This window comes from Pseudomonas sp. NPDC087185 (assembly GCF_044744955.1).
Taxonomy (GTDB): domain Bacteria; phylum Pseudomonadota; class Gammaproteobacteria; order Pseudomonadales; family Pseudomonadaceae; genus Aquipseudomonas.
This window is the reverse complement of sequence record NZ_JBIUZK010000001.1, coordinates 471,943-493,211: the sequence shown is the minus strand read 5'-3', so window position 1 is coordinate 493,211 and position 21,269 is coordinate 471,943. Positions and strand designations below refer to the sequence as shown.

The window sequence follows — 21,269 nt, the reverse complement described above, 5'->3', positions numbered from 1 at the left end:
ATGACTGAGAAACGCGCGGTAATCCTGCTGTCTGGCGGCCTCGACTCGGCCACCGTGGTAGCCATGGCCAAGGCCGAAGGCTACAGCTGCTACACCATGAGCTTCGACTACGGCCAGCGTCACCGTGCCGAGTTGAACGCAGCCGCCCGCGTCGCCCGCGACCTGGGCGTGGTCGAGCACAAGGTCATCGGCCTGAACCTTGACGGCATCGGCGGCTCGGCCCTGACCGACAGCAGCATCGATGTTCCGGAAACTCCGGGCGAGGGCATTCCGGTAACCTACGTGCCCGCACGTAATACCGTCTTCCTGTCGCTGGCCCTGGGTTGGGCAGAAGTGCTGGAGGCGCGGGATATCTTCATCGGCGTCAATGCGGTGGATTATTCCGGTTACCCGGATTGCCGCCCTGAGTTCGTCGAGGCGTTCGAGCGCATGGCCAACCTCGCGACCAAGGCTGGTGTTGAGGGGCAGGGCTTCCGTATCCAGGCCCCATTGCAGAACCTGAGCAAGGCGCAGATCGTCCAGGCCGGCATGGCGCGGGGCGTGGACTACAGCCTCACCGTTTCCTGCTACCAGGCCGACGACGAAGGCCGTGCCTGTGGCAAGTGCGACAGCTGCCGCCTGCGCGCCGATGGCTTCAAGGTTGCTGGTGTAGACGACCCCACCCGATATTTTTGAAAAAAGTTTTGATGGGGTGTTGATTTCTCGTTAGAAATCAGTATTATACGCGCCATCCAACGGGTCGTTAGCTCAGTTGGTAGAGCAGTTGGCTTTTAACCAATTGGTCGTAGGTTCGAATCCTACACGACCCACCATACGCAGTAAGGCAAAGCCCGCAACCGGAAACGGTTGCGGGCTTTGTCGTTCTGGCGGGCAGGCGCCGCCCGGGAATAGAACCCAGGCGCCGAGTGTTATACGTCATTCAATGAACTGGCAAGGAACAGGCTGGGTGAATGATGAATAGGGGCGTTGTCAGTGCGGTTGTCTATATTTGGTACCCCGATGAAGGGGCCATGGGCCATGCCTCCATGTACATTGGGGACCCGCTCTTCGGCAAGCTGGTAGAGCATCGTTACGATGGGTTCAGCAGCCCCGTGGAGCGTGAAAGGCATAAGCCCTTGATCGCGAAACACAACAAGCACTACGTAAGCTGGTGGCCAAGCCAGGAGGCTGGGTTGCTCACCAGGCTGAAGCAGGATCGGAAGTTTTTCCTCGAAGACGACATCAAGGCCGAGTGCGCAAAACCACACGTCATCTATACGCTGTATGGGCTGGATGTGCAGGCGATGCGCTGGGCCTGGATGATCATTCACGACAAGCCAGACGCTACTTACCATACACTGCATAAGAACTGCGCCAGCGTGGTACTTCGCGTTTTGAGGGCCGGCGGGGCGCTGCATAAGCTTTCGCTAATCAAGCAGGGCTGGTTCTCGGGCTTTCTCTATGTGACGCCCAAGCATATCGCGCAGATCTGCAATGAACTGCGCGACGCGGGCCATGCCGATAAGGTCAAGGACAGAAACTGCCCTGAAAAGGGGCCGTTCAGCTTCGGGCTCCGCTAGCCGTATCGCGGCTTTATTCCGCCCAGGCCGGGTCGCCGGTGAACACTACAGTGATCCAGCGATCGGGGCCCTCGCCGCCGACGGCATCGCCGATCTCGTCACGCAGGGTGTCCCATTCGGCAATCGAGCGGGCGGGCATGTCGGTGGGGACAATAAAATACAGTTCGATCTCGCGTGAGCGCCCGACCTTGGCCACATAGGCTTTGTAGGACTGCAAGCCATGCTTTGCGACGAACTGCTGGGCGACGGTGTCGACATGCAGCTTGAGGTCGCCGGGCGTCACCAGGAAAATTTCTGACAGCGCCTGGCGCACCACCGACAGCGGCAGGGGGATGATTACCAGGCACACAAGCGCCAGTACCGCCGGGTCGATGTAGGGTGATATCCACTCCCATTGCGTACCCTGCACGGCATAGCCGACGCAGAAGGCGATCAACAGGGCCGCGGTGATGCTGGCCGACATCACCCAGCCCTTGACGTCCATCCGGACGAAGTCCGAGTTCAGTTTGCGGTTGGCGCGAGCTTCCACCGCGGCGATGGTGGCGCAGGCGATCACGGTCAGCAGGGCATAGACCATGGCGATGCCAAACTCCAGGTGGCGGCCGCCCTGCAGCACGCTGCTGACGGCGTTGATCAGCGCGTAGATGGCAACGCCACTGAGCAGGATGCCGTTCAATGCCAGGACCATCGGTTCCAGATGCCAGAAGCCCATGGTGAAACGCTCACGCAGCTTGCGCGACATCTGCAGGCTGGTGGCGTGCGAGGTGATCAGTTTGACCACCACCAGCGACAGGCCGCTCATACTGGCGTCGACCAGCGAATAGACCCCATCGAAGATAATCGAGAACGAGCCGGAGGCCAGGCCGAAGGCAATGCCGATGGAGGCGATGAACAGGGTGACGGCGATTGAGGTGCGTAGCAGGCCCTGTTCGCTGGTGATGTCGAAGAAGGGCGATTTGTGTGGTGTTTCCATGGGTAAAACTCATTCAAAAGGTGGGGTGCCTGTGCTGGCCGCTTCGCGGGCAAGCCCGCGCCTACAGGTAAACGGATCCTGTGGGGGCGGGCTTGCCGGCGAAGAGGCTCTTGCAGGCTAAACGCGAAACTGCTCCATCAAAGCCTGTTGCTGATTGGCCAGCCGATTCAGCGCCAGGCTGATCCGCGCCGATTCATCAGCCTGGCCCGACAGCGATTCTGTCACATCGCGAATGCCGGCCACGTTACGGTTCACTTCCTCGGCCACCGCGCTCTGCTCTTCGGCCGCCGACGCGATCTGCAGGTTCATGTCGCTGATCACCGCCACTGCCTCACCGATCCGCTGCAGCGCCGGCAGCGCTTGCTCCATGCGGGTTGCACTGGCTTGCGCCTGGCGCTGGCCTTCATGCATGGCGTCGACCACATCCTGAGTGCCTTGCTGCAGGCCTTCGATGACCTGGCGGATCTCTTCCACCGACACCTGAGTGCGCTGGGCCAAGCTGCGCACCTCGTCGGCGACCACGGCAAAACCACGCCCGGCTTCACCGGCACGGGCAGCCTCGATAGCGGCATTGAGCGCCAGCAGGTTGGTCTGATCGGCAATCGCACGGATCACCTCGAGCACCGAACCGATCTGCTCGCTGCGCTGCTCCAAGGCACGTGCCTCGTCCATGGCGGCGTTCATCCCGACCGCCAGGCTGTCGATGGCCTGGCGGGTGCTGGCGATCAGCTGCAACCCTTCGTGGCTGGCCTGGTCGGCACCGCGCGCGGCCTGTGCCGCTTGCGCCGCATTGTGGGCGACATCCTGGGCGGTGGCGCTCATCTCGTTGGCGGCAGTGGCCACCTGCTCGATCTCACGCTGTTGCTGCTGCATGCCGTTGCTGGTTTGGCTGGCGATGGCCGCGGATTGGTCGGCAGTGCCGCGTGCTTCGTGCAGCGAGCCTTTGACCTGGGCGATCACCGGTTGCAGCTTGTCGAGAAAGCGGTTGAACCCGCCACTCAACAGGCCCAGTTCGTCTTGGCGGGCGTAGTCCAAGCGGCGCGTCAGGTCACCTTCGCCGCTGGCGATGTCTTCAAGGCGCGCGGCCACGGCCAAAATCGGCCGGGTCACGCCCCGTGCAGTCAGCCAGACCAGCAGCAGGCCAACCACCGCAGCGCCCAGGCCGACCAACAGGCTGGTCAGGTTGGCGTGCTGGTTGTGCTCGCCCAGGCGCTGGTTGAGCGCCACGGCGGGTGCCTGCAGCACGGCTTCCGGCAACTCCAGCAACACCTGCCAGGGCGCTGCGCCGGGGATCGGTGCGAACGGTCGACCGACGCGCAGCAGGCCCTGTGCTACCTCGTTGTCCAGTGGCTTGGCCAGTTTGCTGGCGTCGCGGCTGTGGCCGGCAAGCAGCCCGGTATTGCTGACGATGCTCACCTGGCCCTGGCCGTCGAACAGCTCCTGACGGCCATCCAGGCTCAGCTGCTGCAGGTTGTCCAGGCCGATATCCAGGCCGACTACGCCCACCACCTTGCCGTTCTCCAGCAAGGGCAAGGCGATGCTGGTCATCAGCACCTGGCGGCCGTTGACCTCGTCGAGGTACGGCTCCAGCACGCAGGCCCTGGCGGTTTCCTGTGGGCAGGTCAGCCAGCGATTCTGCGCGGCACCATTGGCACCGACCGTGCTGTCGGCCAGCATCGACTCTGGCATGGCTTCGCGCTCCAGGGTGCCTGGGCTGGGTTGCGACCAGTAAAGCGAGAAGCGCCCGCTCTCATTGCTGCCGACGCCTTCCTGGGCGACGAACTGGCTGTCTTGGTGGTCCAGCGCGTTGGGTTGGAACACCAGGTACAGGCCGATCACGTCCGGGTTGCCCGCCAAGCTGGCGCGGGCCTGGCGGGTCAGTTCGGCGCGCAGCTCGCTGCCGCCGTTCGCCTTGAGCACCTGGACCAGGCGGGCAAAGCCGTTGGCGTATTGATAGGCGTCCATGAAATAGCGCTGGATGCGCAGGGTCTGTGTTTCTGCGTGGGCCTGCAGGCGCAGGCGCGCGCTGTGTTCGAGCATTTCGCTGTTGGCCTGGCTGACCAGGGCTACGCTGCGCTGCGCCTGGGTCAGCGACGTAGCCACCAGCAGGGCGACGATGGCCAGCAGGCAAAGGCCTGCGAGCAGGGTGATCTTCCACTGGATGGAGAGGCGACGCAGCGGCATGAGGGCTTTCCTTTTCGATCAAGGACAACGCCCGCGTTCAGGCGCGGGCGTTGTCGACGGCGAGGGTCATTCAGCGAGGGTCATTCAGCAACATACTTCGGTGGTGCGGCAGTGAAAGCCTTGGTCAGCCAAGCTAGGTAGACCAGGCCCAGCGCTGCCCAGGCTCCGCCGAACATCAACGAGTGTTCGTTCAGGTCGAGCCACAGCGAGACGATGATGCAGAAGCCGATGGTCGGCAGCACCAGGTACATCAGCTTGTTCGCCAGGCCCTGGCGATTGCCTTCGCGCAGGTAGCAGTGGTTGATGACCGACAGGTTGACGAAACTGAACGCCACCAGCGCCCCGAAGTTGATGATCGAGGTGGCAGTGACCAGGTCGAAGAAGATCGCCGACAGCGAAATCAACCCGACCACGGCGATGTTCAGCACGGGCGTTTTGTAGCGTGAGTGCAGGCGCGCAAAGATGCTGGCCGGGATCACCTTGTCGCGCCCCATTACGTACAGCAGGCGCGAGACGCTGGTCTGCGACGCCAGGCCCGAAGCGATGGTGTTGATTACCGTGCAGGCAATGAAGATCGACTGGAACAGCTTGCCGCCCACATACAGGGCGATTTCCGGCAGGGCGGCTTCGTGGTCGTGGAAGCGCGCCATGGTCGGGAAGTAAGCCTGGATGAAGTACGACACGGTGATGAACACCAGGCCGCCGATCAGTGCGGTGAGGAAGATCGCCCGTGGGATGGTCTTGCTTGGGTCGCGGGTTTCCTCCGATAGGCAGGTTACGGCGTCGAAGCCCAGGAACGAGAAGCAGAGGATGGTCGCGCCAGCGGCGAGGGCGCTGAGCTGGGTCTGGCTGTCGCCGAACGGCAGCAGGCTCCAGGCCGTGCCCAGGCCTTCACCCTGGCCCAAACCGCGCACACAGAGGTAGATGAACACGGCGATGATCGCCACCTGCACAGCGACGAACAGCAGGTTGAAGTGCGCCACCAGGTTGACGCTGCGCATGTTGATCAGGCTGATCAGTGTGACGAAGCCGGCTACCCAGATCCACTCCGGCACTTCGGGGAACATGGCCGAGAGGTAAAGCTTGGCCAGCAGGGCGTTGACCATCGGCAGCAGGAGGTAGTCGAGCAGCGACGACCAGCCGACCAGAAAGCCCACGTGCGGGTTGATCGCGCGCTGGGTGTAGGTATAGGCAGACCCTGACTGTGGGAAGCGGCGTACCAGGGTGCCGTAGCTCACCGCAGTGAACAGGATGCCGGCCAGCGCCAGCAGGTAGGCGCTGGGCACGTGCCCGGCGGTAATCCCGGAGACGATGCCGAAGGTGTCGAACACGGTCATCGGCGTCAGGTAGGCCAGGCCGATGATGATCACGTGCCAAAGGCGCAGGGTTTTACGGAGTTGGCCGTTGCCGGTGGCGCTGTGGTCAGGCTGCATGCTGGCGTGGCTCCTGCTGCTGGGCGTGAACGACGGGCGAGGGGGTATGCGCATGCGGCAAGGGCGAGCGGGTGGGCTCCATGTGTTCACCTGTATTTTATTGTTGGAGCAGAGATAGGCGCAGGCGATGCGCCGCTGTCGAGCTGGCAGTACCTGGGCTAGGAAGGTGGAGCGTGCGGGCAGGGGCGGTGAGGCATCATGACGGCGCGTCTTTTCTTCTTCGTGGAGTGGCGCTGGGCAAGGTGGTGAAAATAAAAAACGATGGGTAGGTGGGTGTCAAGTTAAACATGACAAGATGTTGCTAAATTGAAATATTTATCGGTTTTAAGGCCGTTATGTTCGGTTTTTGCGCGATTTTGTGCGGTTTCGATCGATGTGAATGTTCGTAAAATTAAACGATTGGGGTGCTTCTGCCTACGGTGTCGGGCGCTTCCTGAAGGTGAGATTTCCTCTTGTGGTCGGCCACCAGGACAGGTGTGGAGTGATACTATTTTGCACCCGCGCGGCCTACCGGCTGCCAACCCGCCCATATGGACATCAATCGGTTCTATTCATGAAGAAATCAGTAGGCATCCTTTCCGGCCTGGCCATCGCCATTGCCGTCGTGACCACTGCTGGCGCCTGGTACACCGGCAAGCAGTTGCCTGAGCAACTGGAGCATTCCGTCAGCCGTGGCAACGCTCAGCTGAAGAAGGCCCTGGTCGGGGTGGGCGGCAGCATGACCCTCGAGCTGGCCTCGCTGGAGCAGCGCTTTTTCAGCAGCACCGCGCACTACCGCCTGAAGGCCCGTGACATTCACCTGTCCGATGGCCAGACGGTCGATTTTGAAGTGGGTGTCACCGACCAGATCGAGCATGGGCCGTTCCCCTGGTCGCGGGTCAAGGCGTTCAAGTTGATGCCGGTGCTGGCGGCCAGCAACAGTGCGCTGGACAAGGACGACTTCACCGCGCCGTGGTTTGCGGCTGCAGGCGACAAGCCCCCGGTCACTTCGCAGGCCAGCTTGGGCTTTGGCGGCAATGTCGATGGCACTATCATGCTCGAACCGGTGAAGGTGACTGAGGACAACGGCAGTACCCTGGATTTCTCTGGCATGCGCCTGGTGATCAGCGGCGACAACGATGGCAATGCGTCGACTTTCCATGGCACTGCCGACCGCTTCGAAATGAAGCTGGTGGGCGACGATCACCCGCCAGCCACGTTCGAGCTGAAGGACCTGAAAGTGGGTGGCAACCTGGCGGCCACCCAGCACGATGCGATTTATGTCGGCAACGTCGATCTGCTGCTGGCTGAGGCCAAGGTCACCTTGGGGCCGAAACAGCAGGTCTTGCTGCTCAAAGGCCTGGAACAGAACGCCGTGCAACGGCTCGATGGCCCGGATACCGTCGGTGGACGCGTGGATTACAAGGTGGCGGACATCACTTGGGACGGCCGCGCGGTCGGCAGCGGGCAGATGGCGGTGAGCATCAAGTCGATCAATGCCCCGGCCCTGCAGTCGCTTTCGCAGTGGTACCAGGCGCACATGCCGGAGTTCCAGCAGGCCGCAGCGGCCGGCCAGCCGTTCCCGCAGATCCAGATGGGCGAAGCGGAGAAAGCCAAGTTCCAGGGCGACCTGAAGCAGTTGCTGGCGTCCAAGCCGCATCTGGCGGTGGAGAACCTGTCGTTCAAGACGGCCAACGGCGAAAGCCGCTTCAACCTGGCGCTGGATTTTGCCAGCCCCTCCTCCTTCGACCTGCCGTCCGACCAGCTGAGCAAGCAGCTGATCACCCAGGTGAAGAGCAAGCTGTCGCTGTCCAAGCCGATGATTGGTGACCTGGCCACCTTGCAGGCCTTGCTGGAAGGCCAGACCGATGCCCAGGCGATTGCCATGCAGTCCAACCAGGCAGGTGAGATGGTCGGCATGATGGCGCTGCAGAGTGGCATGGCCACGGTGCAGGGCAATGACGTGGTGTCGAGCCTGCACTATGCCGATGGCATGGTCGACTTCAACGGCAAGAAGATGACCGTAGAGGAATTCGCCATGATCCTCGCGGCGCACTTCGCGGCGCTGCAGCCGCAAGGTTAAACCTGGCTGAGCCGTTGTTCATGCTGGCCTCTTCGCGGGTACACCCGCTCCCGCAGCTACACCACTGCCCTTGAATGCCGTGGTGCAACGGTGGGAGCTGGCTTGCCGGCGATGAGGCCAGTGCTGGCCACACAAAAACCGCTTTAGAAATCCCTTGATTGTCTGTAGCCTTCGGCGTCCGATAATAATCCGCGCCCGCAGAGGGCCGTGGCGGCATGCCTGCCGTCCGGCGCCCTTAGCCGATCTGTCAGGGCCGGGTGATACACTCGATTTGACGCGCACGCGCGCCTGCAGGTCCAGCGATCATGACCCAGATTTCCGAACGCCTGTTGGTTCAGGCCCACCTCGACGCCAAGCAGCCCAACCCGCTGACCGCTGAGCAGGAGGCCGAATACCGTGCGGCCATCGCTGCCGAGCTGAAAGCACAGAACGCCGTGCTGGTTGCCCACTATTACTGTGACCCGGTCATCCAGGCGCTGGCCGAAGAGACCGGCGGCTGCGTGTCCGACTCGCTGGAAATGGCCCGCTTCGGCAAGAACCACCCCGCCGAGACGGTGATAGTCGCCGGTGTGCGCTTCATGGGCGAAACCGCCAAGATCCTCACGCCGGAAAAGCGCGTGCTGATGCCCACCCTGGAAGCCACCTGCTCGCTCGACCTGGGTTGCCCGGTCGAAGAGTTCTCGGCCTTTTGCGATCAGCACCCCGAGCGCACCGTGGTGGTCTATGCCAACACGTCGGCGGCAGTCAAAGCCCGCGCCGACTGGGTGGTGACCTCCAGCTGCGCGCTGGAAATCGTCGAAAGCCTGATGGACAACGGCGAGACCATCATCTGGGGCCCGGACCAGCACCTGGGCCGTTACATCCAGAAGCAGACCGGCGCCGACATGCTGCTGTGGGACGGTGCCTGCATCGTCCACGAAGAGTTCAAGTCGCGCCAACTGGCTGACATGAAGGCGCTGTACCCGGATGCTGCGATTCTGGTGCACCCCGAGTCGCCGGAGTCGGTGATCGACCTGGCCGACGCGGTCGGCTCCACCAGCCAGCTGATCAAGGCTGCGCAGACCCTGCCGAACAAGACCTTCATCGTCGCCACCGACCGCGGCATCTTCTACAAGATGCAGCAGTTGTGTCCGGACAAGGAATTCATCGAAGCGCCGACCGCCGGCAACGGCGCGGCCTGCCGCAGCTGCGCGCATTGCCCGTGGATGGCGATGAATACCCTGGAGCGGGTGCTGGATTGCCTGCGTAAAGGCACGAATGAAATCTTCGTCGACCCGGCGCTGGTGCCGAAGGCGATCAAGCCATTGAACCGAATGCTGGACTTTACCCACGCGGCTCGGTTGAAGCTGTCCGGTAACGCCTGAAAACGTTGGGGCGCTTTGCGCCCCATTCGCGGGACAAGCCCCTCCTTACCGCCCCATCATTTCCCTGACCATGCGCTGCTGCTCCATGATCTCGCGCTGGCGCTGATCGATCTGCGATGCCAGCGGGAAATTGCTGCCCGCGCGGCGTTTGGCGTAGTCCAGTTGCTGGATCGCCTGGTCGAAGTCCCCCACCAAGGTGAAGTACTCGGCACGTGCCCGATGCAGGCCAATGGTATTGCCCGACAAGCCACGGACCTCGGCCATGTCGTACCACACGTCCGGGTCATCCGGCCGGCTCTTGAGCAAATCGTTCAGCACCTTCTCGGCCTCGGCAGGCTTGTTCTGCTTCACCAGCAAATCGGCGCGCACCTGTTTCAACGGGTAATTGCCCGGATACGAACTTTGCATGCGCTCGGCCCGTTGCTGCGCATCGGCCAGGCGGTTGTTGGTGATGTCCAGGTCGATCTGTGCCAGGTTGTAAGTGATGTCGTTGGGCGCCTTGGCCAGCAACGGCTTCAAATTTTCGCGTGCTTCGTTGAGCTGGCCACCCTTGATCTGCGCCAGGGCCAGGCCATAGCGGGCAGCGTCCAGTTTGGGGTCTTCTTCAAGCTGGGTACGGAAGCGCTTGGCGGCAAGGCCAGGGGTTTCTTCGTAGGTGAGGGCCACGCGGGCGCGGATCAGCTGATAGCGCTGGCTGTCCTCGACGCCGCCTTTGGGTGCCTGTTCTGCACGGTTGCGGGTGTCGGCGATACGCGATTCGGTCACCGGGTGGGTCAACAGAAATTCAGGCGGCTTGGCGCCGTAACGATACTGCTGCGCCAGGCGTTCGAACATGGTTGGCATGTTGCGCGGGTCGTAACCGGCCTTCTCCAGGTTTTGAATGCCAATGCGGTCGGCTTCCTGCTCGTTCTGCCGCGAGAAGCGCCGCTGCTCCTGGATCGCCGCCGCCTGGGTGCCGGCGATCATGCCGATGCCCGCATCACCTGCACCGCCCGCTGCCAGCACGATACCGGCCAGCAACGCCGCCATCATCGGCAATTGCATGCGCTGCTGGGCTTCGACGCCTCGGGCGAAGTGGCGTTGCGACAAGTGCGCCAGTTCGTGCGCCAGCACCGAGGCGTACTCGCCTTCGGTGCGGGCATTGAGGAACAGACCTCCATTGACCCCGACGATGCCCCCGGGGGCGGCGAAGGCGTTGAGTTCGCGGCTGTCGATGAGGATGAATTCCAGGCGCCGGTCCTGCAGCTGGCTGGTTTCGGCCAGCCGATACACGGTGGTCTCGACGTAGTCCTTGAGCTGCGGGTCGTTCAGCTGCCTGACCTGGCCGCGCAGCAAGCTCAGCCAGGCGCGCCCGAGCTGGTGTTCCTGTTGCGGCGAGACGATCGCGGAACTGGCATCGCCCAGTGATGGCAGGTCGTCAGCATGGCCGGGGAGGGCCATCAGGCAGGCCAGCGTCAGCAGGGTAGGGCGCAGTAGATTCATGCACGAAGCTCGCGTCGGGTCAAAGCGCCTACTGTAGCCCGCTCGCACGTTGGCGGCCAGTGGCGGTATCCTAGCGACCCTGTTACCAAACACATCCGCCCCATGCGTGGAGAACCGCTGATGAGTGACACCCTGACCTGCGACGCCGAACTCGACGCCAGCGGGCTGAACTGCCCGCTGCCCTTGCTCAAGGCGAAGATGGAGCTCAACCGCCTGGCCAGTGGCGCGGTGCTCAAGGTGATCGCCACCGATGCCGGCTCGCAGCGCGACTTCCGCACTTTTGCCCAGCTGGCCGGTCATACGCTGCTGCAGGAAACGGCCGAAGCCGGCACCTATACCTACTGGCTGCGCAAGGCCTGAGTCCCAACCAAGGATCGTCAATGTTCAAAGTGCTTCGCGACTGGATGCAGCGCTACTTCTCCGATGAGGAGGCGGTGGTGCTGGCGGTCCTGCTGTTCCTGGCGTTTACCGCGGTGCTGACCCTCGGCGGCATGCTTGCACCGGTGCTGGCGGGCATGGTGCTGGCCTTCCTGATGCAGGGCTTGGTCAATGCCCTGGAACGCCTGCGGGTGCCGACGCGGCTGGCGGTGATGCTGGTGTTCATGCTGTTCATGGGCGCACTGGCGGTGTTCCTGCTGGTGCTGGTGCCGCTCCTCTGGCATCAGCTGATCACCTTGTTCAACGAGCTGCCGGGCATGCTTGGCAAGTGGCAGTCGCTGCTGTTGCTGTTGCCTGAGCGCTACCCGCACCTGGTGTCGGACGAGCAGGTGCTGCATGCCATCGAGTCGGTGCGTGGCGAAATCGGCAAGTTCGGCCAGTGGGCGCTGACCTTTTCGCTGTCGAGCCTGCCGTTGCTGGTCAACGCCATGATCTACCTGGTGCTGGTGCCGATCCTGGTGTTCTTCTTCTTGAAGGACCGCGAGATGATCGGCGGCTGGGTCAGCGGTTACCTGCCGCGCCAGCGCAGCCTGCTGAATCGGGTGGGCAGCGAGATGAACCGGCAGATTGCCAACTACATCCGCGGCAAGGGTATCGAGATACTCATTTGCGGGATTGCCACCTACATTGCGTTCATCAGCCTGGGGCTCAATTATGCGGCACTGCTGGCGCTGCTGGTGGGCCTGTCGGTGGTGGTGCCGTATGTGGGGGCGGTGGTGGTGACCGTGCCGGTGACGTTGATCGCACTGTTCCAGTGGGGCTGGGGGGATCAGTTCATCTACCTGATGACGGTGTACGCGATCATCCAGGCGCTGGATGGCAACGTCCTGGTGCCGCTGCTGTTCTCCGAGGCGGTCAGCCTGCACCCGGTGGCGATCATCTGCGCGGTGTTGCTGTTTGGCGGGTTGTGGGGCTTCTGGGGGATCTTCTTCGCGATCCCGCTGGCGACGCTGATCAAGGCGGTGCTGGATGCCTGGCCACGGCAGGAGCCTGCCGTGGCGCCGATGCTCTAGTGTTGAGGTGACTGCTTCGCGGGCGTGCCCGCGAAGGAGCCTGAATCGATCTCAAGCCTTGTTCAGCGCCTGAGCCGCCGCCAATACGGCATCCACATGCCCGGGTACCTTCACGCCACGCCATTCCTGGCGCAGCACACCGTCCTTGTCGATCAGGAAGGTGCTGCGGTCCACGCCCATGTATTCCTTGCCATACAGCTTCTTCAGCTTGATCACGTCGAACAGCTGGCACAGCGCCTCGTCCTTGTCGCTGATCAGCTCGAACGGGAAGCCCTGCTTGGCCTTGAAGTTTTCGTGCGACTTGATGCCGTCGCGCGACACGCCGAACACCACGGTGTTGGCCGCTTCGAAGGCGGCATGCTGGTCGCGGAAGCCCTGGCCCTCGGTGGTGCAGCCGGGGGTGCTGTCCTTGGGGTAGAAGTACACCACCACCTGGCGGCCCTTGAGCTCGGCCAGGCTGACGGTCTGGCCGCCGGTGGCCTGGGCCTGGAAGTCGGCGACGGGTTGCTCGAGTGCTACTGCCATGGATGCATTCCTTACACGGGGTTCTGTGGGCGCCAAGGCTCGATCAGCGCGTCCAGGTTGAGGGCGTCGGCGAAGTCGAGGAACTGGTCGCGCAGCCAGCTGATCTGGGTGCCAGCCGGCAGGATCACCGTGAACTGGGCGTTGAGCATGCTGCTGCCGGTCTGCGGTGCCAGGTAGGTGTCGCAGGTCATGGCTTCGAGCTCGACACGGTGGTCGAGGAAGAACTGGCACAGCTCGTTGATGATGTCGGGGCGATAGGCAGCGCTGACGTAGGCCACATAAGGCAAGGCCTGCGGGCGCACCTCCTGGTCGGCGCTGCGCACCACGTCGAGGGTCAGGCCGTGTTTCTTGCCCAGGCCTGGCAGGGTGGACTCCAGGCGTGCCAGGGCATCCCAGCTGCCGCCGACCTGCAATACCAGGGCGCTGGTCTCGCCATGGCGGCTCAGGCGCGAGGTGACGACCGCGCAGCGGTTTTCGAAGGCAGCGCGGCTGAGGACGTTGGCCAGTTCCATGGGGTTAGGGCCCAGGGCACTGATGACGAGGAATTGTTCGCGGACGGTGGTGGGGGTGGACATGCAGCATTCCTAAAGCGATGAGCGGTCGGCACAGGACGGGCGAAAGCCTCCTGTCGGCAGGGCCCGGGGCTCGCATGCGAGGACGTGGACGCTGGCCGGGGAGCAAGGTCGACGGCCCGGCGGGCCGCGCTGCACCGATCAAAGGGCCAAGGGTAGCGAAATAAGGCGCCGAGGGGAATGCTCCGCCCGCCTGCTTCGCTTGTGCAAGGCCGATGCCCCCAGTACCATTACCGCTCTCTTTTTCCGGCAGGAGCAGTTACATGATTGCGGGCAGTATGGTGGCATTGGTCACACCCATGGATGCACAAGGGCGTCTTGATTGGGGCAGCCTCGACAAACTTGTAGACTTCCACCTGGAAAACGGCACCCACGCGATCGTCGCTGTCGGCACCACCGGTGAGTCCGCCACGCTGGATGTCGAAGAACACATCCTGGTCATCAAGCATGTGGTCGAGCGCGTCAAGCACAGCAAGAAGCCGATTCCGGTCATCGCCGGCACCGGTGCCAACTCCACTGCCGAAGCCGTGCACCTGACCCAGAACGCCAAGAATGCCGGCGCCGACGCCTGCCTGCTGGTGGTGCCGTACTACAACAAGCCGACCCAGGAAGGCCTGTACCAGCACTTCAAGCACATTGCCGAAGCCGTCGACATCCCGCAGATCCTCTACAACGTCCCTGGCCGCACCTCCTGCGACATGCAGGCCGAGACCGTCATCCGCCTGTCGACCGTGCCGAACATCATCGGTATCAAGGAAGCCACCGGCGACCTCGTCCGTGCCAAGGCCATCATCGATGGTGTCAGCGACGACTTCATCGTCTTGTCCGGCGACGACCCGACCGCTGTCGAGCTGATCCTGATGGGCGGCAAGGGCAATATCTCCGTCACAGCCAACGTCGCCCCGCGCGAAATGGCCGACCTGTGCGAGGCCGCCCTTGAGGGCAATGCCGAGAAGGCCCGCGCAATCAACGAAACACTCATGCCGCTGCACAAAGACCTGTTCTGCGAAGCCAATCCGATTCCGGTGAAGTTCGCACTCGTGGAAATGGGCCTGATGCACAAAGGTATTCGTCTGCCGCTGACCTGGCTCAGCGAAGGCTGTCACGAAAAAGTCCGTACTGCCTTGCGCCAGTCCGGCGTACTGGTTTAATCGAGGAAGTACACCGCATGAAGCGACTGGCTGGTCTTTCCGCACTCGCCCTGATCATTTCCAGCACCAGTGGGTGTGGCTGGCTGTGGGGCGAGGATGGCTATTTCCGCGACCGCGGCAGCGATTACCTGCAGGCGCACCCGACCGCCCCGATGCAGCTGCCGCAGGACGCCAGCAACGTCAAGCGCCTGGACCCGCTGCTGCCGATCCCGCGCAATGTCGCTGACGACAGCGCCACGGGCGAATTCGAAGTGCCGCGTCCGCAACCCCTGACCGGCGGTGCCGAAGTCAGCGACTTCAGCCTGCAGCGCAGCGGCAGCAGCCGTTGGGTGCTGGCCCAGCGTTCGCCGGCCGAAGTCTGGCCAGTGGCGCATCAGTTCTTTGAAGACAACGGCTTCCGTATCGCCGAAGAGCGCCCGCAAACAGGGGAATTCAGCACCAGCTGGCAGCGTTTCGACGAATTGTCGGCCTCGCTCGGCCAGCGCCTGGCGAGCACCGCCAGCAGCGGCGACAGCGAAGTGCGCGTGCGTGTACGCATGGAGCCTGGCGTCCAGCGCAACACCTCCGAGGTGTACATCGTCAGCGTCGAGCGCCCGGCCGGTAGCACCGCCGAGCCTGCGTTCCCGTCCACCTCGGCCAATACCGGCGCCGATGCACTGCTGGTCGACGAAATGCTCGCCAGCATGAACCGCAGCGCCGAGAAGGGCGGTTCGGTGTCCTTGCTGGCCGCACGCGACTTCGATGCGCCGAGCCGCGTCAGCCTGAGCGAAGACGGCAGCGGTAACCCGGTGCTGTTCCTCGGCTCCGACCTGGACCGTGCCTGGTCCGGCGTGGGCCGGGCCTTGGAGCAAGGCGGCGAATGGCGCGTCGAAGACATCAACCGCAGCCTGGGCCTGTACTACATCAACCTGTCTGAAAAGCCTGACGACAAGCAGAACGAGCCGGGCTTCTTCAGCCGCATGTTCGGCAGCGCGCCGACCAAGGAAGAGCGTGAGGCCCGTGCCGAGCGTTATCAGGTGCGCCTGAGCAAGGTTGGCGAGAGCGTGCAGGTTACCGTCGAGAAGAACATCAACACCGTGGCCCCGGCCGATGTCGCTCGCCGCGTGCTGAGCGCCATTCAGGACCACCTGGGCTAAGTGCGCTTCGCGGTACTGGGAAGCGGCAGCCAGGGGAATGGCACGCTGATCGCCAGCGGTGACACGTTCATCCTGGTCGATTGCGGGTTTTCCCTGCGTGAAACCGAGCGGCGCCTGGCGCTGCTCGGGGTCTCGGCGGCGCAACTGAGCGCGGTGCTGGTCACCCACGAACATGCCGACCATGTGCATGGGGTGGGGTTGCTGTCACGGCGCTACAATGTACCGGTCTATCTTAGCCAAGGCACCTTGCGCGGCTTGCGCAAGCCGGTGGAGGTGGCCGGTTTTCTCGCGTGTGGCGAAAGCCTGTGCATCGGTAGCCTGCAGGTGCATGCGGCGCGGGTCGAGCACGATGCCTATGAACCGCTGCAGTACGTCATCAGTGACGGTCGCCGGCGCTTTGGCATGCTTACCGACCTGGGCTCGTATGACGCACGGCTGCTGGAACACTACCAGGGCCTGGACGCACTGCTGATCGAGGCCAATCACTGCCGCGACCTGCTGGCGCGTGGGCATTACCCACGCTTTCTCAAGCAGCGGGTAGGCGGCATGCAAGGCCATTTGAACAATCACCAGGCCGCGCGCCTGGTGGACGAGTTGGGCTGGAGCAACCTGCAACACCTGGTGCTGGCCCACCTCAGCAGCAAGAACAACCTGCCACATCTGGCCCGCCAGTGCTTTGTCGACACCCTCGGGTGCGACCCGGACTGGCTCCAGGTGGCGAATCAGGAACACGGGCTCGACTGGCGCGAAATCGCCTAGCCCAACCACTCAAGCAAGCGGAGCCCACCATCATGGAAAAACGCGAAGAACTTTACCGCGGCAAGGCCAAATCGGTTTACAAGACCGACGACGCCGACCGCTTGATCCTGCTGTTCCGTAACGACACCTCGGCGTTCGACGGCAAGCGCATCGAACAGCTCGACCGCAAAGGCATGGTGAACAACAAGTTCAACGCCTTCATCATGCAGAAGCTCGAAGAAGCCGGCGTACCGACCCAGTTCGACAAGCTGCTGGGCGACAACGAGTGCCTGGTGAAGAAGCTGGACATGATCCCGGTCGAGTGTGTGGTGCGTAACTATGCCGCCGGTAGCCTGGTCAAGCGTCTGGGTGTGGAAGAGGGCATCAAGCTCGAGCCGTCCACCTTCGAGCTGTTCCTGAAGAACGACGAAAAGGGCGACCCGTTCATCAACGAATCCCACGTTGTGGCATTCGGCTGGGGCACCGCCGAGCAGCTGGCAGAGATGAAGAAGCTGTCGCTGAAGGTCAACGAAGTGCTGAACAAGCTGTTCGACGACGCCGGCCTGCTGCTGGTCGACTTCAAGCTGGAGTTCGGTGTATTCCACGGCCAGATCGTCCTGGGTGATGAGTTCAGCCCGGACGGCTGCCGCCTGTGGGACAAGGAAACCCGCAAGAAGATGGATAAGGACCGCTTCCGCCAGGGCCTGGGCGACGTGATCGAAGCCTACGAAGAAGTTGCCAAGCGCCTGGGCGTGCCGCTGTAAGCGGCCTGCTCACGCAAGCGCCTGATACCACGCGATTTTTTTGAAAATAAAGGTTTGCGTTTTCAGAATTCGCTGGTATGATGCGCGGCATTGGAGAGATGCCGGAGTGGTCGAACGGGACGGATTCGAAATCCGTTGTACTGGCAACAGTACCTAGGGTTCAAATCCCTATCTCTCCGCCATATTAAAGGCCCCGAGCGCTGTATAGCCCTCGGGGCTTTTTCATTTGGGGGAATTTTGGGGGAATGGGGGAGCGTGTATTTCCCCCAAGCGTTCGCTATCATTTCCCCCATGGCCTACTACGAGAAGCGCGGGGACGCCTGGCGCGCCCAGATCCGCCGCAAAGGATATCCAACCCTTTCCGCCACCTTTGACACCAAGGCAGAAGCCCAGCGATGGGCCGCCGAGATCGAGGGTGACATGTCCCGTGCGCGCTTTGTCGACATGCGCGAGGCCGAGAGCACCACGCTCGCCGAGGCCCTGGACCGCTACCTCTCAGAGGTCACTTCGACCAAGAAGGGCGCCAAGCAGGAACAGGTCCGCATCAAGAAGTGGAAAGAGCACAAGCTGGCCAGCAAGGGCCTGGCCGCGATCCGCTCGAGCGACATGGCCGCGTATCGCGATGCGGAGCTGAAGGAAGGGAAGTCTACGGCGACAGTGCGACTCAACCTGGCGGTGATCAGCCATCTCTACACGGTGGCCACCAAGGAATGGGGTATCGAAGGATTGACCAACCCGTGCCGGGCGATCCGTATGCCTAAGGGCAGCAAAGAGAGAGATCGGCGCCCGACGCCGGCGGAGCTCACCGCGCTGTACAAGGCAGCCGGCCAGATGAATGCCCAGCTTCCGGTGTTCATTGAGTTGGCGGTGGAGACGGCGATGCGCCGGTCTGAGCTGTTGATGCTGCGCCGCGACCAGGTGCGCGGCAAAGTGGCCTATCTGGAAGACACGAAGAACGGTGAGCGGCGCGCGGTGCCATTGTCCTCCCGGGCGATCGCCCTGCTGGAGGGGCTGCCCACGCCGATCGGCGGTGGCCGGTACTTCAACCTGGCGCTCAACACGATCAGCAACTACTTCCCCCGGGCCTGCGTGGCCGCCGGGATTGAGGGCCTACGTCTTCACGATTTGCGCCATGAGGCAACCAGTCGCTTCTTCGAGCGCGGCTTCAACATGATGGAGGTGGCGAGCATCACCGGACACAAAACGTTGGCGATGCTCAAGCGATACACTCACCTAAGCCCTCAGGATCTAGCTGAGAAGTTAGGATGAGCGTGAGACATTAATCGCTATTTTGGCAAGCCAACTTAGCGGCGGCGCCGATGCCAGTGCAATACAGGCCTCCCGTCCCGCTAGTTGCTACCATGCATAAGGCATAAGCCGCTTCACCGGCGACATCACATTTATCAATGCCAGCCGCCTTCCCGATGGCCTCAAGAAAATTGCCTGGAAACCCCATAATTGACGCCGAGGCGGGAGTTTCTACATCTGGTGACGGGACGATCTCTGTGTCAGCGGATATAATGTTCGCGGCGATAAATCTTCGTCTAACATCTTCACGAACTTCCTCTGTCACAGATTCAAAGCATTCTTTACTAAGTTTAAGTTGTTTCATACTGCCACCTCTATTTGTCAAATGATTGAGGGGCACTACTTAAGCCCGCCATTACTGGCATATTTCGGTATAGCTGACGCGCTAAAGTTTGTCACCCAAAACGACAGGCGGGCTACTTAGGCGACTCGCAGTGATGGCGGTTCTTTCCGCTTGCGTCCCGGCTTAGTTTTCTGGTGCTCGCCGTCTCGAAACTCGCGCAAGAACTTGCGCACGTCCTCTTTCAGCCAGCAGTGCCGATTGCCCATCTTGAAGCTCCTGGGCAGCCACGGCACTCCGCGGCGAATCCCTTCCCTAATCGACGCCTCGGTGCGGCCCAGCAGCTTGGCCAGGCCCTCAACCGTCAGCACCTCGGTTTCTTGGCTCATTCCTTCCTCCCAACCTGACGCGTCAGGTTCTCTTCTTCAGCGCTTTTCAATTCATCCACCACAGACTCGATGCCGGCCGTGTAGCTACCTGGCCGGCCCGTCGCGGCCCCGGTCAAGCGCTCGACCACCAAGTCGACAGGCGCGGCCCGGAGAGAGGCGACCATGTCGATCGCCCACTCGCGCCCCTGAAGGAACATGTACCGGTTGATTGGTCCAATGATGGCCACATCCTTGGGCGCTGGCGCCTTAGGGGCTCCCAGGGCTGACGTGCACGGGCTTGCAGTCGATCGGGATTGAACAGAGTTCAGTTGCCCACGTGCTCGCCGGAGCGCCATGGATGCGAGGATGTTCATGGGCGTCCCCGAAAGTGGTCGGCCAGCACACGACGACCGTCCAGGCCGCAAGCGGCAGACAAGTCGAGTACCTGCCCGAAGGTGGTATCGCGCTGCTGCAGGGCGTCCCACAGCAGCAGGAGCAGGCCGGCCTGGCTCATGGCTGCTCCTCCGGCTTTGGCTCCTGGTCACGATCAAGGAGCTTGTCGATTCGGGCCAGAAGCCTTTTGCGGAAATCGGCGCTGCCCTGGTATTCGTTGATGAAGGTGATCGCCTCCCTTAGCAGCACATCGGCCTCTGTCAACTGCGCCTTGCGCTGTATCAGCTCAGCCTGCAGGTCACCCTCGCTGATGCTGACGATCGTGGCCAGGCCGCGCCCAGCCGATGCCAACTGCCCAGGTTTGGCAAAGGGCAGGATGTTCGACAGGGGCGCCGCCTCGTTGCCGCGCAGCACCAACGTAATACGATCAGACGCCGGCATGCTGGCCACCTTGCGCGGCGTTGAAGCCGGCGAGAAACACCTTGTAGTGGGCACGGGTACAGGCGTCTTCGAAGCTGGAACCGCTTTTCACCAGGTGCTCCTCGGCGAGGCCGGAAGGGTTCAACTTGACGAACAGATCAACTGGGTCGGTGATGGCACCTGGTGCGGTGACTGGCAGCTGGCCGCCTTCGGCCTGGATCTTGTCGAAGATCTCCTGGCGGTGAACAGAAACGCCTGAAGGGGCTTCGATGCCGATGCGCGCCTGCATGCCTTGCACGCCCAGCAGAGTGACGGCGATGTCCGCATTGATGCGGAGGGTTTCGTTTACGCGACGGGACAGGATTAACATGGGCAAACTCCTTGTGTGGGGGGGGGCGGCGTTTGCCGCCCCTCCATTCACTGCGTGGTGCGCAGTTCGTTACGCGGCACCCAGCCGCCGGCGGTTTTCACCATGCAGCCTACGTAGGGCGCGAACTTGGTCTGCCGCTCGGTCTGATAGCCGTACCACTGGCACGACCCCCAGTTCACTGTGGCGGTGATAGCGAGCGCGGACAGGGCGAGCCCCGCAACCGCGCCCAGGCCGATGTGCTTTCGTTTCACGCCTCGATCCCGAAGTCTTTCGGACGCAAGCCCATCTGCACGCCAACCTCGGCCAAGACCTTCAGCTCTTCAGGGCTGATGTTCCCATCGCCCTCGGCAACGGTGATCATGTTCACGAACACCTCTTCAGCATCGAGAGGGTTGTTCTTGATGTCCGCGATCTCGCGCATGATGTTCATGCGACCGAGGCGGAAGCCGGCCTGCAGCTGCTCGGTGAACAGGTTCACGGTGGCGGTGATTTCCTGGCCGAAGTGCTCCAGGTTCTTGTTGGCGCGGATCTGGATGTCGATCTGAGCCGCCTCGTTCTTGCTGATCTCGCCGTCCGCCGCAGCGACGAGCAGGCAACCGCCGACGATGGCCTGCATCAGGTCGCGGTTTTCCAGTTTCTTGACAGCGCGCTTGGCGCCGAACAGTTTCTTTCCTATACCGAACATGGTGTTTCCTCTGGGTGGTTGAGATTTCTCAGGGCGAGCAGAGGCCCGCCG

At 62.4% G+C, this 21,269-nt stretch carries 24 protein-coding genes, 2 tRNA genes and 2 pseudogenes; 13 read left to right on the top strand and 15 right to left on the bottom strand.

The window, feature by feature from the left end:
* From queC to ACIPIJ_RS02390, 3 genes are all read left to right on the top strand, one after another.
* A complete protein-coding gene (gene queC / locus ACIPIJ_RS02400; protein ID WP_401072348.1) occupies window positions 1–675 on the top strand; it encodes a 7-cyano-7-deazaguanine synthase QueC in 675 nt (224 codons plus the stop codon).
* Between the two features lie 61 nt (window positions 676–736).
* Window positions 737–812, top strand: a tRNA-Lys gene (locus tag ACIPIJ_RS02395).
* A 198-nt stretch (window positions 813–1,010) separates the two neighbouring features.
* Window positions 1,011–1,559 carry a hypothetical protein gene (locus ACIPIJ_RS02390; protein ID WP_401072346.1) on the top strand — a complete coding sequence of 183 codons (549 nt, stop codon included), beginning with the start codon at window positions 1,011–1,013 and terminating at the stop codon, window positions 1,557–1,559.
* A 13-nt stretch (window positions 1,560–1,572) separates the two neighbouring features.
* Here ACIPIJ_RS02390 and ACIPIJ_RS02385 read toward each other — a convergent pair whose 3' ends face one another.
* The 4 genes and pseudogenes from ACIPIJ_RS02385 to ACIPIJ_RS02370 form a co-directional block, all read right to left on the bottom strand.
* Entirely contained in the window at window positions 1,573–2,532 is a 960-nt protein-coding gene (locus tag ACIPIJ_RS02385; RefSeq protein ID WP_401072344.1) for a cation diffusion facilitator family transporter, read from the bottom strand.
* Between the two features lie 117 nt (window positions 2,533–2,649).
* Window positions 2,650–3,405 (bottom strand): methyl-accepting chemotaxis protein, encoded by a 756-nt coding sequence (locus tag ACIPIJ_RS02380; RefSeq protein WP_401073410.1) that lies wholly within the window; start codon window positions 3,403–3,405, stop codon window positions 2,650–2,652.
* 102 nt (window positions 3,406–3,507) lie between these two features.
* Window positions 3,508–4,497, bottom strand: a pseudogene (locus ACIPIJ_RS02375) (HAMP domain-containing protein); the annotation flags it as partial.
* A 299-nt stretch (window positions 4,498–4,796) separates the two neighbouring features.
* Complete coding sequence (locus tag ACIPIJ_RS02370) at window positions 4,797–6,149, bottom strand: APC family permease (RefSeq protein ID WP_401072342.1); 1,353 nt, start codon at window positions 6,147–6,149, stop codon at window positions 4,797–4,799.
* A 553-nt stretch (window positions 6,150–6,702) separates the two neighbouring features.
* Here ACIPIJ_RS02370 and ACIPIJ_RS02365 point away from each other — a divergent pair.
* Window positions 6,703–8,211, top strand: a complete 1,509-nt coding sequence (locus tag ACIPIJ_RS02365; RefSeq protein WP_401072340.1) for a YdgA family protein — start codon at window positions 6,703–6,705, stop codon at window positions 8,209–8,211.
* Window positions 8,212–8,516: 305 nt separating this feature from the next.
* The gene (nadA, locus tag ACIPIJ_RS02360) at window positions 8,517–9,575 is read left to right on the top strand and encodes a quinolinate synthase NadA (protein WP_401072338.1); all 1,059 of its coding nucleotides are present in this window, start codon (window positions 8,517–8,519) and stop codon (window positions 9,573–9,575) included.
* A 45-nt stretch (window positions 9,576–9,620) separates the two neighbouring features.
* On the opposite strand, the gene ACIPIJ_RS02355 is transcribed toward nadA, so the two are convergent.
* Window positions 9,621–11,057: a M48 family metalloprotease gene (locus tag ACIPIJ_RS02355; RefSeq protein ID WP_401072336.1), complete on the bottom strand. Its 1,437-nt coding sequence runs from the start codon at window positions 11,055–11,057 to the stop codon at window positions 9,621–9,623.
* A gap of 120 nt (window positions 11,058–11,177) precedes the next feature.
* Here ACIPIJ_RS02355 and ACIPIJ_RS02350 point away from each other — a divergent pair, with 120 nt between their 5' ends.
* Window positions 11,178–11,417, top strand: coding sequence for a sulfurtransferase TusA family protein (locus ACIPIJ_RS02350; RefSeq protein ID WP_012273752.1), 240 nt, complete (start codon window positions 11,178–11,180; stop codon window positions 11,415–11,417).
* Between the two features lie 20 nt (window positions 11,418–11,437).
* On the top strand, window positions 11,438–12,508 hold the full coding sequence (locus ACIPIJ_RS02345) for an AI-2E family transporter (RefSeq protein ID WP_401072334.1): 1,071 nt from the start codon (window positions 11,438–11,440) through the stop codon (window positions 12,506–12,508).
* Window positions 12,509–12,559: 51 nt separating this feature from the next.
* Here ACIPIJ_RS02345 and ACIPIJ_RS02340 read toward each other — a convergent pair whose 3' ends face one another.
* Window positions 12,560–13,033 (bottom strand): peroxiredoxin, encoded by a 474-nt coding sequence (locus tag ACIPIJ_RS02340; RefSeq protein WP_401072332.1) that lies wholly within the window; start codon window positions 13,031–13,033, stop codon window positions 12,560–12,562.
* Between the two features lie 11 nt (window positions 13,034–13,044).
* The gene (locus ACIPIJ_RS02335; protein WP_401072330.1) at window positions 13,045–13,608 is read right to left on the bottom strand and encodes a glycine cleavage system protein R; all 564 of its coding nucleotides are present in this window, start codon (window positions 13,606–13,608) and stop codon (window positions 13,045–13,047) included.
* Between the two features lie 260 nt (window positions 13,609–13,868).
* Here ACIPIJ_RS02335 and dapA point away from each other — a divergent pair, with 260 nt between their 5' ends.
* The 6 genes from dapA to ACIPIJ_RS02305 all read left to right on the top strand — a co-directional run bounded on the left by dapA (window position 13,869) and on the right by ACIPIJ_RS02305 (window position 18,663).
* Window positions 13,869–14,756 carry a 4-hydroxy-tetrahydrodipicolinate synthase gene (gene dapA / locus ACIPIJ_RS02330; RefSeq protein ID WP_401072328.1) on the top strand — a complete coding sequence of 296 codons (888 nt, stop codon included), beginning with the start codon at window positions 13,869–13,871 and terminating at the stop codon, window positions 14,754–14,756.
* Between the two features lie 17 nt (window positions 14,757–14,773).
* On the top strand, window positions 14,774–15,892 hold the full coding sequence (bamC, locus tag ACIPIJ_RS02325; RefSeq protein WP_401072326.1) for an outer membrane protein assembly factor BamC: 1,119 nt from the start codon (window positions 14,774–14,776) through the stop codon (window positions 15,890–15,892).
* Window positions 15,893–16,651, top strand: a complete 759-nt coding sequence (locus ACIPIJ_RS02320) for an MBL fold metallo-hydrolase (RefSeq protein WP_401072324.1) — start codon at window positions 15,893–15,895, stop codon at window positions 16,649–16,651.
* Window positions 16,652–16,683: 32 nt separating this feature from the next.
* Window positions 16,684–17,394 (top strand): phosphoribosylaminoimidazolesuccinocarboxamide synthase, encoded by a 711-nt coding sequence (gene purC, locus ACIPIJ_RS02315; RefSeq protein ID WP_012315794.1) that lies wholly within the window; start codon window positions 16,684–16,686, stop codon window positions 17,392–17,394.
* A gap of 92 nt (window positions 17,395–17,486) precedes the next feature.
* Window positions 17,487–17,576 (top strand) — tRNA-Ser (locus tag ACIPIJ_RS02310).
* A gap of 109 nt (window positions 17,577–17,685) precedes the next feature.
* On the top strand, window positions 17,686–18,663 hold the full coding sequence (locus ACIPIJ_RS02305) for an integrase (protein ID WP_401073407.1): 978 nt from the start codon (window positions 17,686–17,688) through the stop codon (window positions 18,661–18,663).
* Between the two features lie 10 nt (window positions 18,664–18,673).
* Here ACIPIJ_RS02305 and ACIPIJ_RS02300 read toward each other — a convergent pair whose 3' ends face one another.
* From ACIPIJ_RS02300 to ACIPIJ_RS02265, 8 genes and pseudogenes are all read right to left on the bottom strand, one after another.
* Window positions 18,674–19,006, bottom strand: a complete 333-nt coding sequence (locus ACIPIJ_RS02300; protein ID WP_401072322.1) for a hypothetical protein — start codon at window positions 19,004–19,006, stop codon at window positions 18,674–18,676.
* Window positions 19,007–19,122: 116 nt separating this feature from the next.
* Window positions 19,123–19,371, bottom strand: coding sequence for a helix-turn-helix transcriptional regulator (locus ACIPIJ_RS02295; protein ID WP_401072320.1), 249 nt, complete (start codon window positions 19,369–19,371; stop codon window positions 19,123–19,125).
* Window positions 19,368–19,724 (bottom strand): hypothetical protein, encoded by a 357-nt coding sequence (locus ACIPIJ_RS02290; protein ID WP_401072318.1) that lies wholly within the window; start codon window positions 19,722–19,724, stop codon window positions 19,368–19,370. The genes ACIPIJ_RS02295 and ACIPIJ_RS02290 overlap by 4 nt, the downstream gene beginning before the upstream one ends.
* Window positions 19,721–19,864, bottom strand: a complete 144-nt coding sequence (locus ACIPIJ_RS02285; RefSeq protein ID WP_401072316.1) for a hypothetical protein — start codon at window positions 19,862–19,864, stop codon at window positions 19,721–19,723. The genes ACIPIJ_RS02290 and ACIPIJ_RS02285 overlap by 4 nt, the downstream gene beginning before the upstream one ends.
* Window positions 19,861–20,184, bottom strand: coding sequence for a hypothetical protein (locus ACIPIJ_RS02280; RefSeq protein ID WP_401072314.1), 324 nt, complete (start codon window positions 20,182–20,184; stop codon window positions 19,861–19,863). Before ACIPIJ_RS02280 ends, ACIPIJ_RS02285 begins: the two co-directional genes overlap by 4 nt.
* Window positions 20,185–20,374: 190 nt before the next feature.
* Window positions 20,375–20,533 (bottom strand): annotated as a pseudogene (gene csrA, locus ACIPIJ_RS02275) (carbon storage regulator CsrA); the annotation flags it as partial.
* 47 nt (window positions 20,534–20,580) lie between these two features.
* On the bottom strand, window positions 20,581–20,784 hold the full coding sequence (locus tag ACIPIJ_RS02270; RefSeq protein WP_401072312.1) for a hypothetical protein: 204 nt from the start codon (window positions 20,782–20,784) through the stop codon (window positions 20,581–20,583).
* The gene (locus ACIPIJ_RS02265; RefSeq protein WP_401072310.1) at window positions 20,781–21,218 is read right to left on the bottom strand and encodes a tellurite resistance TerB family protein; all 438 of its coding nucleotides are present in this window, start codon (window positions 21,216–21,218) and stop codon (window positions 20,781–20,783) included. Before ACIPIJ_RS02265 ends, ACIPIJ_RS02270 begins: the two co-directional genes overlap by 4 nt.
* Between the last annotated feature and the right edge of the window lie 51 nt (window positions 21,219–21,269).

Coding starts and splice junctions, on each gene's coding strand:
- queC (WP_401072348.1), top strand. CDS start 1: ATGACTGAGAAACGCGCGGTAATCCTGCTGTCTGGCGGCCTCGACTCG.
- ACIPIJ_RS02390 (WP_401072346.1), top strand. CDS start 1,011: ATGGGCCATGCCTCCATGTACATTGGGGACCCGCTCTTCGGCAAGCTG.
- ACIPIJ_RS02385 (WP_401072344.1), bottom strand. CDS start 2,532: ATGGAAACACCACACAAATCGCCCTTCTTCGACATCACCAGCGAACAG.
- ACIPIJ_RS02380 (WP_401073410.1), bottom strand. CDS start 3,405: ATGCAGCAGCAACAGCGTGAGATCGAGCAGGTGGCCACTGCCGCCAAC.
- ACIPIJ_RS02370 (WP_401072342.1), bottom strand. CDS start 6,149: ATGCAGCCTGACCACAGCGCCACCGGCAACGGCCAACTCCGTAAAACC.
- ACIPIJ_RS02365 (WP_401072340.1), top strand. CDS start 6,703: ATGAAGAAATCAGTAGGCATCCTTTCCGGCCTGGCCATCGCCATTGCC.
- nadA (WP_401072338.1), top strand. CDS start 8,517: ATGACCCAGATTTCCGAACGCCTGTTGGTTCAGGCCCACCTCGACGCC.
- ACIPIJ_RS02355 (WP_401072336.1), bottom strand. CDS start 11,057: ATGAATCTACTGCGCCCTACCCTGCTGACGCTGGCCTGCCTGATGGCC.
- ACIPIJ_RS02350 (WP_012273752.1), top strand. CDS start 11,178: ATGAGTGACACCCTGACCTGCGACGCCGAACTCGACGCCAGCGGGCTG.
- ACIPIJ_RS02345 (WP_401072334.1), top strand. CDS start 11,438: ATGTTCAAAGTGCTTCGCGACTGGATGCAGCGCTACTTCTCCGATGAG.
- ACIPIJ_RS02340 (WP_401072332.1), bottom strand. CDS start 13,033: ATGGCAGTAGCACTCGAGCAACCCGTCGCCGACTTCCAGGCCCAGGCC.
- ACIPIJ_RS02335 (WP_401072330.1), bottom strand. CDS start 13,608: ATGTCCACCCCCACCACCGTCCGCGAACAATTCCTCGTCATCAGTGCC.
- dapA (WP_401072328.1), top strand. CDS start 13,869: ATGATTGCGGGCAGTATGGTGGCATTGGTCACACCCATGGATGCACAA.
- bamC (WP_401072326.1), top strand. CDS start 14,774: ATGAAGCGACTGGCTGGTCTTTCCGCACTCGCCCTGATCATTTCCAGC.
- purC (WP_012315794.1), top strand. CDS start 16,684: ATGGAAAAACGCGAAGAACTTTACCGCGGCAAGGCCAAATCGGTTTAC.
- ACIPIJ_RS02305 (WP_401073407.1), top strand. CDS start 17,686: ATGGCCTACTACGAGAAGCGCGGGGACGCCTGGCGCGCCCAGATCCGC.
- ACIPIJ_RS02300 (WP_401072322.1), bottom strand. CDS start 19,006: ATGAAACAACTTAAACTTAGTAAAGAATGCTTTGAATCTGTGACAGAG.
- ACIPIJ_RS02295 (WP_401072320.1), bottom strand. CDS start 19,371: ATGAGCCAAGAAACCGAGGTGCTGACGGTTGAGGGCCTGGCCAAGCTG.
- ACIPIJ_RS02290 (WP_401072318.1), bottom strand. CDS start 19,724: ATGAACATCCTCGCATCCATGGCGCTCCGGCGAGCACGTGGGCAACTG.
- ACIPIJ_RS02285 (WP_401072316.1), bottom strand. CDS start 19,864: ATGAGCCAGGCCGGCCTGCTCCTGCTGCTGTGGGACGCCCTGCAGCAG.
- ACIPIJ_RS02280 (WP_401072314.1), bottom strand. CDS start 20,184: ATGCCGGCGTCTGATCGTATTACGTTGGTGCTGCGCGGCAACGAGGCG.
- ACIPIJ_RS02265 (WP_401072310.1), bottom strand. CDS start 21,218: ATGTTCGGTATAGGAAAGAAACTGTTCGGCGCCAAGCGCGCTGTCAAG.